We start from the raw sequence: 17,655 nt of genomic DNA on the forward strand, positions 1-17,655 counted from the left end.
TTCCGTTGAATCTCTACCTCAACTTTTGCAGCAAATTGTAAATCGCCTGCACGGCTTCGATCCGTGTTGCTTTCCCTCCCGGCGCGAACGTATCCGCGGATTGGCCTTGCATGAGCCCGTATTGCGCCGCTTTGCTCACCGCTTCCGCCGCCCAGGCGGATACGTCTCTGCTATCGCCGAATGTGATCGGCCCAGCTTCTGCAGGCGTTGTTCCTTGCTTCCATTCATGCGCCCGGACAATCAATATCGCCATTTCTTCACGCGTAATCGTCCTGCCCGGCTCGAATTGAGTCGCTGTTACGCCATCAATCAACCCGGTCTCATAGGCTGCCGCTACCGCTTCCGCATACCAGGCGTCCGCCTGGACGTCCGTAAACGGCAACAACTCGCTGTTCTTCTGCAAACCAAGCATCCGAACAAGCATTGAAACAAATTCGGCGCGCGTTGTTTCGCCTTTCGGCATAAACATCGTTTCGCTAACCCCATTGACGATATGTTTTGCCGTTACTATTTGTAAAGCTCGATAGGCCCAATGCTCCGAAGGAACGTCGACAAACGTTTTGTGATAAGAGAGCGCAGCGTATTTCCCGAGTTCAGTGATGGAGTAAACGGCTTGGCCGTCTTCAATGCTGCCGCTGCCTGCGTATACCCATGCCCGTTTGCTCTCGTTGTAGTAATAGATGCCCAGCAATCGTTCATCCACGATGCTTGTATCGTAAGGAAGCGCGATTCGAATCGGTTTTGTCGTATCTTTCAGCTCGACGACTTGACCGTCTTTCGTCCGGAACATGATCGAAAATTCATATGCTTGTCCTGCCAGCGTCCCGTTCATCGGTGCGCCCGCAGGTTTGACAGACACGATGATCCGACCGTCTTTCGCATCCGTTCGCTCGCGCAGCAAATCCTGTAAAATTGTCGCATCAAGCGTCAGACTTGCCTTTCCGGCTTGAATGGCCAAGAGACGATCTCCCAGAAGTTCCGCCGTTCCTGCCGGCAATACGGCCGCTGTCTTGTTCCGTTCGAGCGTAATGACAACGTTGCCGTCTTGTGCTTGCTTGAATGCTTCCTCGCTTACGATCTGCAGCTCCGGACGTTCTTCCTTGCTTTGTTCCGGTTTGGCCGCAGTTGGCGGCGCAGACGGCGTACCGCTTGTTCCCCCGCCGCTTCCGCCGCAGCTGCCGCAAGGAACAGCCCGCGTTTTGACGGCGACACTCGGCCCATCCGTACTCCAATTGCCCATCGTATTCTTCGCTTGTACCGAGAATTGGTACATTGTATCGGCGTTCAATCCTGAAATGACAGCCGAATATACCGAACCGGTTACCGTTGTAGATTGGCCGCGGCCCCATTCAATTTTGTACTCCGCAATTCCGGTTTCATCCTCCGCAGCTGTCCAACGAAGCTTAACATCATTCTCGCCGACTTCCGTTGCCGCAACGCGTTTATCGAACGGCCAATGCGGAACAGGATCCGTTGACTCATCCTGGCCGCTGATCGATACAAGGAGCGTTCCTGTGACGCCGGACCCGTCGTTTGCCGCAGCGACTACCCGTACTTCGCCGTCTCTCGCGGCCGTCAACCATCCCGATTTGTCGATGCTTGCCTTATCGGTTACAGTGACGCCGTCGGATTCATACACCGACCATGTTACGGACTTGTTCGTTGCATCTGCCGGCAGCACCAAGGCATTCATAAGCAATGTGCCGCCTTTCTCCTTAATTGCCGAAGCGTTGTTTTCTCCGCTAACTTCAATGCTTGTGACGAGAATCTCGCCATGTCCCGGTTCCGTTTGTCCGCTGATCGTCACATCGAAACTGCCTCTCACTCCCGATCCGTCGTTTGCCGCAGCAACAACCTGGACGACACCGTTTTTCGCCGCTTTCAACAGTCCTGAGGCGTCAATGACCGCTTTATCGGTAACCGTTAATCCATCGGATTCGTATACCGACCATGTCATCGATCGATCCGTTGCATTCCTTGGTCTAACTTCAGCTGTCATTTGCAATGTCCCGCCGTCAGCGTCGATCTTGTCCATGCCGTCTTGTCCGCTCACAATAATGCTTGTTACCGGCACATCGACCGGTTGGTTGGAAGGCATCAATTGCGGCGTGATGGTAGGCCCGTTCACTTCCATCACATCCGGCCCGTTCTCCTGAGGCACGAACTGTACGCGATCGATTGCCAGCTTCCGCGGTTCGGTAGTGCCCGCCTTGTTATGGGTATGATAAACCATAAACAACTCGGAGCCGTCAGGAGATTGAATCAACGAGTGATGTCCGGCCCCCGGAACCAGTGTGTTCGCCTTCATGATCGGGTTGTACTCGTATTTTTCCCATGGGCCGTAAGGAGTGGGCGCCGTTGCATAGCCTACGCCGTAATCAGGGCTTTCAAAATGATTGCCGGAGTAGGTCATATAATAAAGTCCATTATGCTTAATGACAAACGGCCCTTCGTTGACTCTAGCGGCCGGACGTTTCGGGCTTAATTCCCACGGTTGTGTCGGCCCGAACACATATGTTACCGTTTCCTCTTTAATGCTCTTCATATCTTCGTTCAATTCGGCCACATACATCTCGTTACCATTCGTAAATCGAACGAAGTAGATATAATTTTTCCCATCGTCGTCCATTAGAATATGCGCATCGATCTCCGGAATATCCCGATGCAGCGGTTCCTTCACTTCCTGGATGAACGGCCCGAGCGGCGATTGGCTCGTCGCTACGGCAAGCCTTTCCTGTACCGCGTAATACATGTAGAAGGTTCCGTCCTTTTCAATGACTTCCGGCGCCCAGAACCGGTTTTCGCCCCAGGAGTCTTCCCTGCGCAGCGCCCATCCATGGTCGGTCCAGTTCACAAGATCCGTTGAAGCATACACTTTAATTCCATTTGGCATCATCGGCCAATCCTCAGTGTTCGTACCGTATAAATAATAGGTTCCCTCATAGTAAAGAACGTGGGGATCCGCAATGCCCGGCAAAATGGAATTGGTATACGTCGGTCCGGTTACCGTTTCTTCGTAGGAAGTTACTTTTACATTGTCGAAACTCGCATCGGCATTCCATGTCCGAAAACCGATTTTTGCCGTCGTCAGATGAACGGCATCCAACACATCGAATTTGGGATATCCGTTCTCGTTAAGCGGATTATCATTGATATATGCCTGTATATGATTCTCGTAAACGACAACCTTCAAACGGTACCACTCGTTGCGATGAACGGGCAGGTTCTTCGACGCGATTTCCGTCCAGCCCCCGTCGGCCATTTTGCCAATCACCGCCGTTTTCCGCGCTGCGTTAATTCCTAGAAAATATCCGTCCAAGGCATCCGGCCCAACGGCAGGGTTGGATACCCTAAAAATAAGGCCGGCTTCCTCTCCTGCATTGATTTTCACGTCCGCCTCGTAAATGAAATCGGTAAAGCTTTCCCCGTCATATACCGACTTGAAGCCCTGTCCGCTGTTTACGTTATACGCGCCATCCTTGACCACCCACGCGCCGCCATATGCGGTCCAACCGTCAGAGCCATCCGCAAAGGTTTCTTCGAAGTTTGAAACCTGATCGCCTACTACCGTAACCAAGGCTTGCGCGCTGTAAGAGCCGTCTCTCGATTCAGCCTTCACGATGGTTCTTCCCGGTGCGATCGCTTCAACCAAGCCTGTGTTATCTACAGTCGCGATATTCGTATTAATGGAAGACCAGATTACGTCATTGCCGCTTTGCCCTTTGTTTGTGATCTGTTCTTGACCGCCTACCTGCAAAGTAAGCTTGTCCTTGTCAAATTGGACGCCGCCCTCGATGGACTTTATCGCAAAATAATCGAATTGCGCATCGATTCTATCTTGCGATGCGATATTGTTGGCGAAAAACCCCACTCTAATATTGTAAAGATTCGCCGTAACCGGATCGGACGCCCGGATCCAGTCTTCCCCGTTCCAATAGTAAGTCGTGTAAATATTTTTGGTTTTTCTCACTTTCAGAATGATCGTGTCGCCCCCTGGATGGGCAGCAGGGTTTCCCGGTTTTTGATACTTTCTGCCAAGCTCATATGCGGTTTCAATAGATCGGCCGTTATCCCATACATGAGCAAGTTTGACGAAATTGTCCGCGTCCTGCCATATAAACAGACCCGCTTGCTGATGATTTCTGGCAATCGGCGCCGTTACCTTTGCAACGATTTCAAAATCTTCGGTGTCAGGGGTCCTTAAAAAGACGTTTTCCTGCGAGTTGTTCTCTTGGTATACATCCGTATTCGTTGTATGAATCGTCATAAATCCGGGATTGCGCGAAAGACTCCAATTGTTGTCATTTCTATTGACAATCGTCCAAGCGGCATCCAACGAGCCGGTATCAAATGAATCCACACTATAACCGGTAAGATCGGGTTCATTGGCCGCCGCTGCTTCGACAGGACTTCCTGTCCAAAGCGCAAGCAGCATCACTGCTGTTACAAGTAAAGAGATCGTTTTCTTCATGCTAGTATCGCCTCCATTTTGTTTTTACAAATTACCGGCATGTTGAGCAGCTTGCGTTTGACTTTTAGCCACGGCTGTTTTTTCCTTTTCTTTCCTCATGACGATCATCCGCTGCAATGCCATGAAGAGAAAGAGGAGAAAACCGATTGCAATCTTCGTCCACCATGAACTAAGCGTTCCCTGGAACATAATGATCGTTTGAATGATTCCGGTGCAAAGCACGCCCAGCATCGGCCCGATGAAATAACCAAAACCTCCTGTAAGTAAGATCCCGCCGATAACGCAGGCAGCGATTGCGTCCATCTCCATGCCCATCAAATGGAGCGAATAGCCGGAAAGCGTATAAAACGTAAACACGATGCCTCCAAGAGCGGAGCAAAAACCGCATAACGTATAGACGAGCACTGTCGTGCGCGCGACCGGGAGCCCCATCAGCACGGCGGATTTCTCGCTGCCTCCAAGCGCATACACCGCCCTTCCGAACGCGGTATACTTCCCGACGAACAGCGCCAAGACGACGACGCATATCGCGATGACGACGCTGATCGAAATAAAATTGCCTCCCCCTAACCGAATTTTGTATTGCGAGATGAGGTTATAAGTCGGATCTGTGATGACGATGCTTTCCGTACTGATTAAATAGCTGATGCCGCGCGCCAGAAACATGCCTGCGAGCGTAACGATCCAAGGGTGAAGCTTGAACCTGCTGATCAGGTAACCTTGGGATGCCCCGAACATAACGCCGATCGCCAGCGAGACGGCGATGACCGTGTAGGGATGGGCCCCTTGGTGGAAGAGCATTCCCGACACCATCGTAATGAGCGCTACGACGGAAGCTACGGATAAATCGATGCCCCCCGATATGATGACGAAGGCCATCCCGGTCGCCACAATGATGAGATACGCATTATCGATAAACAGATTCAAAAATACTTGCATGGAAAAAAATCCGGTGTACCTAATGGAACCGACGGCGTATAAAAGAAATAGAAGCAATATAGTCGCCAAAACAATGATATTGTTATGATTGATACGCAACAGTTTCATTCGGCGAGCACCTTCTTTCGAGTCGGAATGAGCATCTTGCGAAATACTTCAGATTGAATCAAGCACACAATAACGACCACGATCGCTTTCACGAGCAGAATGCTTTCCGCCGGAACTCCCAGCGAATAAATCGTCGTCGTAAGCGACTGAATAAATATTGCTCCTACAACCGTGCCTCCCAGATAAAATCGGCCGCCCCGCATGGAGGTTCCGCCAATAACGACAGCAAGAATGGCATCGAGTTCATACCATAGCCCGGCGTTGTTCGCATCCGCGCTGCCAAGGTTCGCGCTTACGATCAATCCGGCGATCGCCGCGCACACCCCCGCAATCGAGTAGGCGATCATCAGAATGAGCCGCGGCTGGATGCCCGCGTAAGCGCTCGCCGTCTTGCTGCCGCCGGCCGCTTCCAGGAACAGTCCGAACGCGGTCTTCGTTTTCAGTACATATAACAGAAGGAAGACTCCAAGGGCAATGAACACCTGGAACGGCAAACCGAGCAAATACCCTTTTCCTATAAACGTATACGTCTTCTCCGTGGTGGCGATAATCTGCCCGTTCGTAATCAGTTGCGCAATTCCGCGCCCGACCGTAAGCAATATGAGCGTAGCCACCATCGGTTGAATTCCGAGCATCGTCACGAGCATTCCGTTCCACAAGCCGCACAGCAATCCGGTTCCAACCGCTGCGAGCACAGCAACCCAGACGGGATATCCGCCAAGCAGGAAGATCGCCATTGCACCTGCAATCGCCAGAACGGAGCCTACGGATATATCGATGCCTTCTGCTGCGATAACAAGCGTCATCCCAAGGGCGATAATAATAAGCGGAGTACCGTTCTTCAAAATATCGATGAGATTGCCGTACAGATGCCCGTCATGAATCTCCAGCTTAAAAAAACCGGGAATGGCAATCAGGTTAAAAATAAGCAATACCGTTAAGGCAAGAATAGGCCATATGATATGATGTTGTGAAAGTTTACGCGCCGATGCCGCTAGTCTCGCCATGTTGTTCCGCTCCTTCCGCAATCATTTGCATGATCCGCTGTTCTGTCATTTCCGATCCTTGCAGCTCTCCGATTTGATTCCGATCTCTAAGAACGATAACACGGTCGCAGCATTGCACCATCTCTTCCAATTCGGCCGAAATGAACAGAATGGAGATGCCGGAAGCCGCGAGCTCCAGAATCAGCTTTCTGATCTCCAGCTTGGAACCTACGTCGATGCCGCGGGTCGGTTCGTCCAATATGAGCAGTCTGGGCTGCGTCGTCAGCCAACGGGCCAGAATGACTTTCTGCTGGTTGCCGCCGCTTAAGTTTTCGATTTTTTGTTCCGTGCCGGGCGTCTTGATTTGCAATAGATCGATATATTTTTGCGCGATTTCCCTCTGTTTTCGAACCGGAATAAAGGAGAACAGCCCTTGCCGGGCCTGCAAGGCGAGCACAATATTTTCCCGTATCGTCAGTTCCCCCACAATGCCCGCAATTTTCCGGTCTTCCGGGGTGAATCCAAGCCCTTGTTGTACCGCTTTCTGGGGATACATCGAGGAAATCATATCGTTATCGATCGTCAGCACCCCGCTATCGGCTTTATCGATGCCGAAGATAAGCTTGGCAATCTCCGTTCTTCCCGACCCTAGCAGCCCGGCTAATCCCAGCACTTCTCCTTTATGAACGCTAAGGTTCACCGATTCCATGCTTCCTTTCTTCCCAAGATCCGTTGTATGGAGGAATACTTCACCCTTGTTGCCGTCATCCTTCTTGTCGCCGATATGATCATCCGGATTCCACTCTTTGCCGATCATGCGGGAAACGAGTTCGGTTCTCGGCAGCTCGCTCGTCTCATACTCGCCCACAAGCTCTCCGTTACGCAGCACCGTAATCCTATCCGTAATCTCATATACTTGGTCTAGAAAATGGGTGACGAATATAATCCCCATCCCTTCGTCCCGCAATTTACGCATAACGGCAAACAATTGCCTGACTTCATTCGTATCCAAACTGGATGTAGGTTCATCCAGAATAAGAACGCCGCTCGAAATATCGACGGCTCTGGCGATTGCCACCATTTGCTGTACGGCGACCGAATAATGCGACAAAGGCTCCGTAACGTCCACATGCAGTTCGAGCCGAGCAAGCAATTGTTCGCTGCGCCGATTCATCGCTGCCCAATCTATGAATCCTCTCTTTCGCGGATAACGGCCGATAAATATATTTTCCGCCACGGTCAAATTCGGACACAGATTGACTTCCTGATACACAGTGCTGATGCCAATCTGTTGAGCTTCCTCCGGGGATCTAGGGGCGATTGGCTTGCCGTTCAACGTCGTTTCGCCCGATTCCCGCTTATAGACGCCGGTCAATACTTTGATCAATGTCGATTTTCCGGCTCCGTTCTCGCCCATTAAGGCGTGAATTTCCCCTTTGCGCAAATTAAAATCGACATTGGACAACGCTTGGACGCCAGGGAACGATTTGGAAATGGCTCTCATCTGCAAAATATAGTCAGCGTTCATTCGTTCACCTCTTTATCAAATTCATCAATCTTAATTGTAGAAAAGAGAGGTGAGCGATGTATTTACAATAAACCGTCTTTTTTTCAGCAATTCGGACATTTCCGTAGAAAATAGGATGCGTTGATATGCTATGCGATGGATGAGGGGGTTGGGGGAGGAATGAGGAAAACGTCTAGCGGAGGCGTCCATAGCGGGCAGCCGATTTCAAACGTTCGCCCTTTACAGGCGCAGCCTTATCCGGCGGATATGCGCCTGCCGCGTCGGGCAGCCTCCCCTTATCGACGCAAAAAAGCGCAGACGCTATTTGCGCTGCGCATAATCGACGACCGTATTACCGGTTCATCCAACCGCCGTCGACACATAATACATGCCCGTTCATATAATCGGAGGCTTGAGACGCGAGGAAAACGACCGGACCGGCCAAATCTTCCGGCGTGCCCCATCGTCCCGCCGGAATCCGCTCCAAAATTTGTTTCTGGCGGACTTCGTCTTCGCGAAGTTGCTTTGTATTATCCGTCGCCATGTAACCTGGGGCGATCGCGTTTACGTTGATTCCTTTGCTCGCCCATTCGTTGGCGAAAATTTTGGTCAAGCCGGCAACCCCGTGTTTGCTTGCCGTATATCCGGGCACATTAATACCGCCTTGGAACGACAGCATGGAGGCGATGTTAATAATTTTGCCCGACCCTTGCTTGATCATTTCCTTGCCTGCCAACTGGCACAGGAAATAGACAGAGTTCAAGTTCAGATTAATCACATCGTGCCAGTCCTGCGCCGAATGCTCGGCGGACGGCGTGCGGCGGATGATGCCGGCATTGTTGACGAGAATGTCGATTTGGCCGAATACATCAAGCATTTCCCGCATCACGCCAGGCAAAACGTTCTCATCGCCTAAATTCGCATTGATTACATGAACCTTGCGGCCCATCGCTTCCAATTCCGATTTGGCCGCAGCGCCGGTATCCCGGAACGTGACCAGGCAAATATCGGCCCCCGCTTGGGCCAATCCTTTTGCCATCCCGTATCCCAATCCGACGCCTCCGCCGGTAACTAATGCGGTTTTACCCGTTAAATCGAACAAGCCCATGTTTCGCCTCTCCTTTACGTTAGTTGCGTTTCGATCGTCATCCCGAGCGCGGCATATTGCTTACGTATCTCTTCGCTCAGTCCGCTATCCGTAATGAACGTGCCGATTTCCGAGACCGACGCGAACGTCATTAAAGCGTATTTGCCGAATTTGGTATGATCGGCCACGCAATACACATCTGTCGCCTGCCGGATCATCGCCTGCTTCATCTCCGTCGCCGTGCTCGTATATGTCGTCAATCCGTACTCCGGATGAATAGCCGTCGCCGAGATAAACGCTTTGGCAATGTTCAATTGCGCGACGACCTGGACCGCGTCCTGGCCGATCAGCAAGTTCCGTTCGCGCACGCCGCCCGGAACGACGAGACGGATGCGATCTTTATAAGCCAATTCCGAAATAATGAAAATATCGTTCGCAATCACCGTAAGCGGCTGATTAGGCAGCAGCTTGGCGATTTCGAGCGTCGTGCTTCCGCCGTCGAGGGCGATAATGTCCCCTTCGGCGATATGCGTCAGCGCCTGTTTTGCCGCCTGGGTCTTCTCCTTCACATTCTTCACGTTCGGCGTTTTGACGGGCAGCAAACCGAAATCGTCCTCGTCGGCCAGAACGGCTCCGCCCCGCACCCGTACGAGCAACCCCTTCTCCTCGAGTTTCTCCAGATCCTCGCGGATCGTTTTCCCCGTTACTTGGAGCCGTTCGCTCAATTCGGATACGGTTACGGATCGTTCCTGCAGTAAGAGGGACATAATTTTTTCGTGGCGCTTGACTGTCGTCATAAACTTATTTCAACTCCTGCATTGCAACGGCGTCCATATCTTCGAACGTTTGGTTTTCGCCGGCCATGCCCCAAATGAAAGTATAATTGCTCGTGCCTACGCCGCTATGAATCGACCAGCTAGGCGAGATGATCGCTTGCTCGTTGCGAACCACCAAGTGACGGGTTTCCGTCGGTTCGCCCATAAAGTGGAAAACAACGCCGTCTTCCGGCATATCGAAATACAAGTAAACTTCGGAACGGCGATTATGCGTATGGCAAGGCATCGTATTCCACATATTGCCCGGCTTCAGCAGCGTCATGCCCATGACGAGCTGGCAGCTTTGAATGCCGCCCGTGTGGATATACTTGTAGATGGTACGTTCGTTCGAGTTCGTAATGCTTCCCAGATGGTTCGGCGTCGCTTCGCTAATCGGCATTTTCACGGTCGGATACGTCTTGTGCGCAGGCGTCGAGTTGAAATAGAATCGTGCCGGCTGCTGCGGATTCTCGCTTTTGAACACAACTTCCTTCGCGCCGAGTCCGATATAGATGCAGTCCTTCGTTTCCAAGCCGTACTCTTCGCCGTCTACGACGACCGTACCTTTCGGGCCGATATTGATGATGCCGATTTCGCGGCGCTCGAGGAAATAGTCGGAGCCCATTTCCTTTTTGTCCGCTTCCAGCTTAATCGCTTCCGCTCCCGGTACGACACCGCCGGTAATGATGCGGTCCACATGGCTGTATACCATATTCAATTTGCCTGTTTCGAACAAGTTTTGGATCAAGTACTCGTTTCTCAGTTGCTCCGTGTCATATTGCTTCGTCGCTTGCGGATTGGTAGCATAGCGGATTTCCATTTGACTCATGTGTATAAACCTCCCATGTCATTGTTTACTGTACCCCCACTATAACATAAATGTTCATTTAGGTTCAATACGTTCAAAAAAGTTCACAAATGTTTAATTTATTTCAAAATGGTACCTTCTAATAAAAAATCGGCCGGCAACCTTCATACGGTTTCCGGCCGATACAGACGATACGATGATGATGATATAGGTGCGAGAAACGGGCACCGTTCGATTGAGGATGCAATGAATGAATCGATTAAAAGTAAGCTCGGGCTTGCATTCGTACTGCTCTCCGCCGTACTCTCCATTGGAATTCATCCAATAAAAACGGCCGAATTCGTGGCACGAGACGGGGTTCTAATGGAAATCATCTAACAGATTCCTCGATTTTCGCTCATTTACCCGCAATATCGAAAAATCCATTGGACAGAATCCAATGGAAGCTGGAAAACGGCGTCTAAACGGGTAATCCATTGGACAAAATCCAATAGCCGTTATTTATCCTGCTCGATCCAGACCGTTTTCTCGGCATACGGAACGCGCGCCGCCTTCCCTTTCGGCTCGTCCTGCGGATAGCCGACATAGACGAGCCCGACCAAAGCGTCCTTGTCATCCAATTCGAAGGCCCGCTTCATGATCGGATGGTACATCGGGCTTCCCGAACGCCAGATGGCGCCGAGCCCAAGCGCATGGGCGGTCAGCAGCATGTTCTGCACGGCGGCGTGGGCCGCGGCCAACTCCTCGATCCGCTCGACATTCGGTGCCGTCGACGGAGTCGCGGCAACCGCGATCACGACAGGCGCGCGGAACGCCTTCGCTTCCTGCTTGCGCAGCAGTTCCCGATTCGCCGGATCGTCACGATCCCCGTTCAACGACTCCTTCGCGATTTCCGCATAGGCGCGTCCCAACCGTTTGCGTCCCTCCCCCGTCATGACGATAAAACGCCACGGCTCGGTACAATGATGGCTCGGAGCCCATATTGCGGCCTCCAGCAGCTTCTCGATCATCGCTTTATCTACGTCGTCCGGCTTGACTTTGCCTACGCTTCTTCGTCCCCGGATCGCTTCTTCCAATTGCATGACGCATACCTCCTGTTGTCCCGTCGTCGGCATTCGGCCGGCGTACGGTCGACGTTCGAACAATGTTCGATTCAACATATGATGGACCGATCACGTTCATGATCTTTTTCTCAGTGATAATGATTATCAATTACATATAACGTATTATAGAGGCGTGAACGTAAAATAGCAACAACGAAAAGCCGCCGAGAAGGAAATTATATTCCTCCCCAGCGGCTTGAAGTACAGCGTTCAATATTATTCCGTTGCGGGCTGCGCCATCTCGGCCATCTCTTTCTCCTTGTCTTTGTCCCGCTTGATTTTGCCTTTGCCGACAAATGCGGCAACGATAACGCCTAATGCCACAAAAGTCAGGCCGACCGTGAATACGGTGCTGAAGGCTTGCGTCCAGGCGCCTTGAATCCAGCCGACGACCTGGCGCGAAATCTCTTCAGGCAGTTGCAGTACGGCCGGATTGAGCATAATGCTGAACAACGCATCCGTGTTCTCGGCCAGCTTGCCCATTATTTGCCCCAATACCGGGTCGGTCGCGACCGGCTCGCTGGCCGCAACATCCCGCATGTTTGCTGCAATATTATGATTCATAACCACATTAAGAATCGTCACTCCCATCGTTCCGCCGATCGAGCGGAAGAATGTCGATGCGGACGTCACAGTACCGAGACGATTCTTCGGAAATTCGTTCTGGACCGCAATCATAAGCGTCGGCATGACAAGACCCATGCCTAATCCCAGAATAACCATATACGTATACGTCGTCATCATCGTCGTATCTACGCCCATCGTGCTCATTAAATAAAAGCCTAACGTCGTAACGGCCATCCCGAGCACGAGCACGAAACGAAAGCGGACGCGCAAGAGCAATTGGCCGCCGAGCACGCTGGCCACGATGAGCGCGATCATCATCGGCGTCATTGTGGAGCCGGCCTTCGTCGGCGATACGCCGAGTATTCCTTGCATGAACAGCGGCACGAACATGATCGCGCCGAACATGCCCAGACCGAGCAGAAACCCTAGTCCGTTCGTCACCGCGAATACGCGGTTTTTAAACAACGAAAGATCCAGTATCGGATCGGCGGCTTTCCGCTCGACCAGAGCGAAGATGACGAACAACAGAACCGCTCCGCCGAAGATCGCATAGCTTGCGGGAGAATTCCACGCAAATTTGTCCCCGCCGAACGTCAATCCGAGCAGCAATAAGACAAGGGCCGGCACGAAGGTGGCGATCCCCAAATAGTCGATGTTGACTTTCTTGCTTCTGTCCACATTCTCCCTTTTTAACCCGATAAAGATCGTGATCGCGGATATCAATCCGAACGGCACGTTAATCAAAAAGATCCAATGCCAACTGATCGTGTCGACCAGAAATCCGCCGATAAAAGGCCCGACAACGGAGCTAAGTCCGAACAAAGCGCCGAATACGCCTTGCCATTTCGCCCGCTGTTCGGCCGTAAAGATATCCCCGATGATCGTTTGCGAGAGCGGCATAATCATCCCGCCGCCGATCCCTTGCAATCCCCGGTACAAAATAAGCATTTCCATCGAATTCGCCGTGGCGCATAAAGCCGAACCGATGATGAATATAATGGTCCCTATTAAATATAGAAACCGTCTGCCGTATAAATCCGACAACTTCCCGACGATCGGAACGATCGTGGTGGAAGTGATCATATAAGCGGTCGTCACCCAAGCGAAGATGCTGAAACCGTTCAATTCCCCGATAATCGTCGGCATCGCCGTCCCGACAATGGTTTGTTCCAATGCGCTGAAAAACATACCGATAATAAGACCGATTAATACTAGCTTGGTGTTAATTCCTTTTTGCGGTGCCGTTGCAACCATACACTTCTTCACTCCATTCCTCTCGGTATATATGACCCACCGGTCATTCCTTTATGTCTGCAGTTGCGCCCGGTTCGTCAATTGCGCGTATGGTGACTCGATTCGGCCGATTTCGTCGCTAATCGCCTTCATTTTCTCATCCAGCTTCACCGTCATATCCGCCGCGTCGCGCAGCTCCCGTTTCAGCCTGTCGGGAATATCTCTATTGTATTTGTAAAATATTTTGTGCTCGAGACTAGCCCAGAAATCCATGCCCATCGTCCGCAGCTGAATTTCCGCATATACTTGCTTCGTCTCCGAAGCCAGCGTTACCGGAATTTGAACGATAAGATGCAAGCTTTGGTATCCGTTCGGTTTCGGGTTGCGGATATAATCTTTGCATTCGACGATTTTCAAATCTTGCCGCTTCCGGAGCAGCTCGTACAAATCGTAAATATCGCTGACGAAAGAACAGATGATGCGGATGCCGACAATATCGAACAAATCGTTGGTTACCGATTGAAACGTGACGGGAAGCCCCTTGCGTTCCAATTTATTCAGGATGCTTTCGGGCGATTTCAGCCTCGATTTAATATGCTCGATCGGATTGTAATCGTACAATGCGGCCGCTTCTTGATTGATGTGATTTATCATTATCGTTAACTTATCGAGAGCGAATTTATACGGGATAATAAACGCTTTCCATTGATTGGCATCGGTTAGCCTAATTTCGATCATTTCTTTGCTCCTTTTTACAATGGGGTGACTGAATCGCTTGATAAAACTGCACGGTCAGTTTATTATAATAAATAATGACCGCTCAGTCAACGCAGCTTTCAAGCGCGTTCTTCGCTAGAATGAGCGTATTGGATGTCCGGATCCGATTCATAAAGGAGGTGATTATGGATGACAGACAAAAAAATTCGCATCATCGAGACGGCAATCAAGCTTTTCGCCCAGAAAGGCTTTCATCTTACGTCCATCCAGGAAATCGCCGATGCCGCCGGCATTGCCAAGGGATCCATGTACCTGTACTTCAAATCGAAAGACGATCTTCTGTTCTCCATTTACAAATATTACTTCGGTTTAATGCATCATGCGCTTGTCGTCGCGGGACAGCAAGACGATTTATCTCCAAGGAAAAGATTAATCGCACACTTGCATACCCATTTCGAGAAAACGACGGAATTCCGGGATTTTATTACGATGCAACTGAAAGAACAATTTTTTGAAAATAACGATGAAATTAAAAAATACGCCTTGCACGGACAAGCGCGGCTTTTTCTTTTGCTGCACAAGCAGTTGCTTGAAGTGTACGGACAACCGTTCGAACCTTGGGCGCTGGATTGCACGAATATGTTCAAATCGATGGTGACAAGCTATATAGGATTAATAATTTTCTATAAAAAAAGCTTCGATACCCGCGAATTGGCCGTATATCTCGTCGATCGTCTCGACGATATCGTATCCGGCTTGCTGTCGAAACAACCGAAGCCTTTCCTTACGGCAAACGAAATGCAGCATTTTCTGGATACCGAGAATATTGTTGATTTCGACAACACCGAATATTTGCTGGATGAAATCGTCGCATTGAAGGAACGCGTAGAACAACTTCGGATAAGCGGCCGAACTGCCAAGGATATCGTATCTTCGCTTCAAGTCATTGAGGAAGAATTGCTGAAAACCGAACCGAAAACAATTATTGTACAAGGCATGGTTTCCCATCTCCGGCAAATCCACGCCCCTGAATTGAATAAAAAATTAAAACGTTTATACGCGCTTTTGCACGCTCATTTTGACGAAAATCGGGGCTTGTAACGAAGAAAACAAAGGGGCAGCCACCGGGTAGATTGACGTCCGGGGAGCCCCTTGCTGCGGATTATAATGTTTTCGATTGGTCCTGCGCCGGATCGCGCTGGGCGTCAAGCGTCGTCGAACTGTCTTCCGACGGAGCTTCCGGCTGCGTATGGTATTCGCTAACCGTCTCGTCTTCCTTTCTTCTGCCGGTTATTTTGCGTTTTATGAAACCGAACACCCCTGCAATGGCAGCGACTATAAGGATCCAACCCTTTTTCAACAACGGGACGATAATGCCCAATAGCCCTACTTTTTTGGCAACCGCCAGACCGGCGCCTCCCAGGATCAGCCCGCTGAGCCCATACTCGGACACTTTATCCGTTTTCTGGTCGAAATCTTCGTAACGTTGTCCCGTTTTCATCTGGAAGTTCGGCAAGATCGATTTTTCCATCGTTGTGCGGTCATGATCCAATTGGTCCGGATCGGTTACGAGAATCGCCGATATGTATCCTTCTCGCGTCAGTAAACGAACATTATAGTTGATCAGTTTCTCGTTATGTATATCATGCGCCAGCAAAGCCCAGGACAGTTGATGAGTCTTATCGTCATAGGAAGGAGGAATATGCCAACCGTCGATGAACAATTGCCGCTCCGAATCTACCTCTTTATTCCTCTCTTCCGTTCCTTGTTTGTAGCTGTCAAGGATCGCATCGGCGTCGATTTTGTTTTTTTCCTTATCTTTAATGTGGCCGACATGGTCATACTCGAATAATACATACCACGCTTCGTTTTCGTCTGCCGGAAATACCGTTCCGATCTCTCGGGAAGAAGAACTTCCGCTTACCCACATTTGAAATTGCCTGCTATCCGCTCCGTCCAAAAAAACGAATTCAGAACCCAATTTCAATTCGGCCAAGTCGCTTCCCAAGTCGACGGTTCCGCCTCCCTCAATCCAATGAAGCTCCGGCCCGAAATCCGTCTCGGCAACATCCGTCGTTTCTTCCGATGCCGCAGCCGCAGGCATTGCAAAAACGCACAACAATACCGCACTCAACAAACATTTTGCAATCCACCTAAAACCGTTTTTACTCACCTTACAATTTCTCCCTTATCTTTTTTTGAAATCATAAGTAGTATCATAACACGGTCAGTAGGTAAAATTTAATAAAATTTCAAAAAACGGTACTTTAGTCTTGTAATATTTTGTAATTTCTTATATCAAGCTAGGACTATTCGTTTACTTTAATCGTCTAAAATCGGGAATTCACACACAGATGACAATTTCCCGGGAAAAGTTCCCTTTTTTGACGACACATCGATCTACAATGGAAAAACCGATATGCTCCAAATCGCCGTCGATTCGTTCTGTCGCAATAACGACGACTTTACGCGCCAGTCTGCGAGCGCTGTGAAGCATCGACAAGCGTTCTTCCGATGTCAATCGGGAGCATAAATTGTACGGCAAATCGAGAATCGCCGCATCGTATTCGCCGGCAAGATCGCGTATATCGCCGAGCTTCACCGCTGGCGGCATTCCGAAATGGGCCAGATTCTCCCGGGCTCCCCGCACGGCCAATGGATTGATATCAAACCCGACGATGTCGATTCCCATCGATAAAGCTTCGATGACGACGGTGCCGATTCCGCAGCACGGATCGATTGCTCTCACGCCTAGCGGGTTCGGTACGGCGATATTGGCCACGGCCCGGGCCACGCGCGTACTAAGCGCTGTGGAATATTGGCGAGGTTTGCGGTTATGGGCGAGCCAAATCGCTTCATTGCCGCGGCATTCGCCAAATAACCATCGACCTTCCGCATGTATGACGCCAAATACCCGCTCCGGCCGGCGCATATCCGCCGTGCCGCGAATGCGGGCCCCGATTTCGCGTTCGATCGCACGCCGTTCAGTGTAATCCGCGACAGTGTCCCCCTTCATATATTCGACTTTAAACGTTGCACCCTCCAGTTGCAGCGACGAAGCTTGCTCGGCAATTTCCCGGACGGACGCCCCCTCGCACAGGACGGAAATCCGTTGCCGTATAAACGGACTACGGCTCGGATCGATCGGGATTTCGCTTGCCAAGCCGCCCCCGGCCGGCTCCACTCCAAACAGCGAACGCAATTCCAGCGCACATAGCTCCACTTCATCCTCGTGGCATGCGTAAGTATAATAATAAAACGGCGTCTGCACCTTCTCTATCAAAGCTTCGTCTCCATCCTTCCCGAAATGTTGC

The 17,655-nt window shown here is 50.7% G+C and carries 13 protein-coding genes; 1 reads left to right on the forward strand and 12 read right to left on the reverse strand.

The genetic code is table 11. From position 1 onward, the window contains the following. Nucleotides 1-13 precede the first annotated feature (13 nt). The 10 genes from LQ229_RS06885 to LQ229_RS06930 form a co-directional block, all read right to left on the reverse strand. Entirely contained in the window at nucleotides 14-4,471 is a 4,458-nt protein-coding gene (locus LQ229_RS06885) for a family 43 glycosylhydrolase (protein WP_230191258.1), read from the reverse strand. A 24-nt stretch (nucleotides 4,472-4,495) separates the two neighbouring features. Continuing rightward, entirely contained in the window at nucleotides 4,496-5,518 is a 1,023-nt protein-coding gene (gene yjfF, locus LQ229_RS06890) for a galactofuranose ABC transporter, permease protein YjfF (protein ID WP_216537909.1), read from the reverse strand. After that, on the reverse strand, nucleotides 5,515-6,525 hold the full coding sequence (locus LQ229_RS06895; protein ID WP_216537910.1) for an ABC transporter permease: 1,011 nt from the start codon (nucleotides 6,523-6,525) through the stop codon (nucleotides 5,515-5,517). The genes yjfF and LQ229_RS06895 overlap by 4 nt, the downstream gene beginning before the upstream one ends. Then, a complete protein-coding gene (locus LQ229_RS06900) occupies nucleotides 6,497-8,032 on the reverse strand; it encodes a sugar ABC transporter ATP-binding protein (RefSeq protein WP_230191259.1) in 1,536 nt (511 codons plus the stop codon). The genes LQ229_RS06895 and LQ229_RS06900 overlap by 29 nt, the downstream gene beginning before the upstream one ends. Before the next feature lie 331 nt (nucleotides 8,033-8,363). Beyond that, nucleotides 8,364-9,119, reverse strand: coding sequence for a 2-dehydro-3-deoxy-D-gluconate 5-dehydrogenase KduD (gene kduD, locus LQ229_RS06905; RefSeq protein ID WP_230191260.1), 756 nt, complete (start codon nucleotides 9,117-9,119; stop codon nucleotides 8,364-8,366). Nucleotides 9,120-9,133: 14 nt separating this feature from the next. Next, on the reverse strand, nucleotides 9,134-9,895 hold the full coding sequence (locus tag LQ229_RS06910) for a DeoR/GlpR family DNA-binding transcription regulator (protein ID WP_216537913.1): 762 nt from the start codon (nucleotides 9,893-9,895) through the stop codon (nucleotides 9,134-9,136). Nucleotides 9,896-9,899: 4 nt separating this feature from the next. After that, complete coding sequence (kduI, locus tag LQ229_RS06915; protein WP_216537977.1) at nucleotides 9,900-10,733, reverse strand: 5-dehydro-4-deoxy-D-glucuronate isomerase; 834 nt, start codon at nucleotides 10,731-10,733, stop codon at nucleotides 9,900-9,902. A 485-nt stretch (nucleotides 10,734-11,218) separates the two neighbouring features. After that, nucleotides 11,219-11,803, reverse strand: coding sequence for a nitroreductase (locus tag LQ229_RS06920; RefSeq protein ID WP_216537914.1), 585 nt, complete (start codon nucleotides 11,801-11,803; stop codon nucleotides 11,219-11,221). A gap of 237 nt (nucleotides 11,804-12,040) precedes the next feature. Beyond that, nucleotides 12,041-13,645 carry an MDR family MFS transporter gene (locus tag LQ229_RS06925; RefSeq protein ID WP_230191261.1) on the reverse strand — a complete coding sequence of 535 codons (1,605 nt, stop codon included), beginning with the start codon at nucleotides 13,643-13,645 and terminating at the stop codon, nucleotides 12,041-12,043. 51 nt (nucleotides 13,646-13,696) lie between these two features. Beyond that, entirely contained in the window at nucleotides 13,697-14,362 is a 666-nt protein-coding gene (locus tag LQ229_RS06930) for a GTP pyrophosphokinase family protein (protein WP_216537916.1), read from the reverse strand. Between the two features lie 168 nt (nucleotides 14,363-14,530). Here LQ229_RS06930 and LQ229_RS06935 point away from each other — a divergent pair, with 168 nt between their 5' ends. Further along, on the forward strand, nucleotides 14,531-15,442 hold the full coding sequence (locus tag LQ229_RS06935) for a TetR/AcrR family transcriptional regulator (RefSeq protein ID WP_230191262.1): 912 nt from the start codon (nucleotides 14,531-14,533) through the stop codon (nucleotides 15,440-15,442). A gap of 61 nt (nucleotides 15,443-15,503) precedes the next feature. Here LQ229_RS06935 and LQ229_RS06940 read toward each other — a convergent pair whose 3' ends face one another. Both LQ229_RS06940 and LQ229_RS06945 read right to left on the reverse strand, forming a co-directional pair. After that, nucleotides 15,504-16,475, reverse strand: a complete 972-nt coding sequence (locus LQ229_RS06940) for a DUF2167 domain-containing protein (RefSeq protein ID WP_230191263.1) — start codon at nucleotides 16,473-16,475, stop codon at nucleotides 15,504-15,506. 210 nt (nucleotides 16,476-16,685) lie between these two features. Continuing rightward, on the reverse strand, nucleotides 16,686-17,624 hold the full coding sequence (locus LQ229_RS06945) for a methyltransferase domain-containing protein (protein ID WP_356709891.1): 939 nt from the start codon (nucleotides 17,622-17,624) through the stop codon (nucleotides 16,686-16,688). Between the last annotated feature and the right edge of the window lie 31 nt (nucleotides 17,625-17,655).

Origin of the sequence: Paenibacillus sp. CECT 9249 (assembly GCF_918697855.1) — a bacterium.
GTDB lineage: Bacteria > Bacillota > Bacilli > Paenibacillales > Paenibacillaceae > MSJ-34.

Coding starts and splice junctions, on each gene's coding strand:
- LQ229_RS06885 (WP_230191258.1), bottom strand. CDS start 4,471: ATGAAGAAAACGATCTCTTTACTTGTAACAGCAGTGATGCTGCTTGCG.
- yjfF (WP_216537909.1), bottom strand. CDS start 5,518: ATGAAACTGTTGCGTATCAATCATAACAATATCATTGTTTTGGCGACT.
- LQ229_RS06895 (WP_216537910.1), bottom strand. CDS start 6,525: ATGGCGAGACTAGCGGCATCGGCGCGTAAACTTTCACAACATCATATC.
- LQ229_RS06900 (WP_230191259.1), bottom strand. CDS start 8,032: ATGAACGCTGACTATATTTTGCAGATGAGAGCCATTTCCAAATCGTTC.
- kduD (WP_230191260.1), bottom strand. CDS start 9,119: ATGGGCTTGTTCGATTTAACGGGTAAAACCGCATTAGTTACCGGCGGA.
- LQ229_RS06910 (WP_216537913.1), bottom strand. CDS start 9,895: ATGACGACAGTCAAGCGCCACGAAAAAATTATGTCCCTCTTACTGCAG.
- kduI (WP_216537977.1), bottom strand. CDS start 10,733: ATGGAAATCCGCTATGCTACCAATCCGCAAGCGACGAAGCAATATGAC.
- LQ229_RS06920 (WP_216537914.1), bottom strand. CDS start 11,803: ATGCAATTGGAAGAAGCGATCCGGGGACGAAGAAGCGTAGGCAAAGTC.
- LQ229_RS06925 (WP_230191261.1), bottom strand. CDS start 13,645: ATGGTTGCAACGGCACCGCAAAAAGGAATTAACACCAAGCTAGTATTA.
- LQ229_RS06930 (WP_216537916.1), bottom strand. CDS start 14,362: ATGATCGAAATTAGGCTAACCGATGCCAATCAATGGAAAGCGTTTATT.
- LQ229_RS06935 (WP_230191262.1), top strand. CDS start 14,531: ATGACAGACAAAAAAATTCGCATCATCGAGACGGCAATCAAGCTTTTC.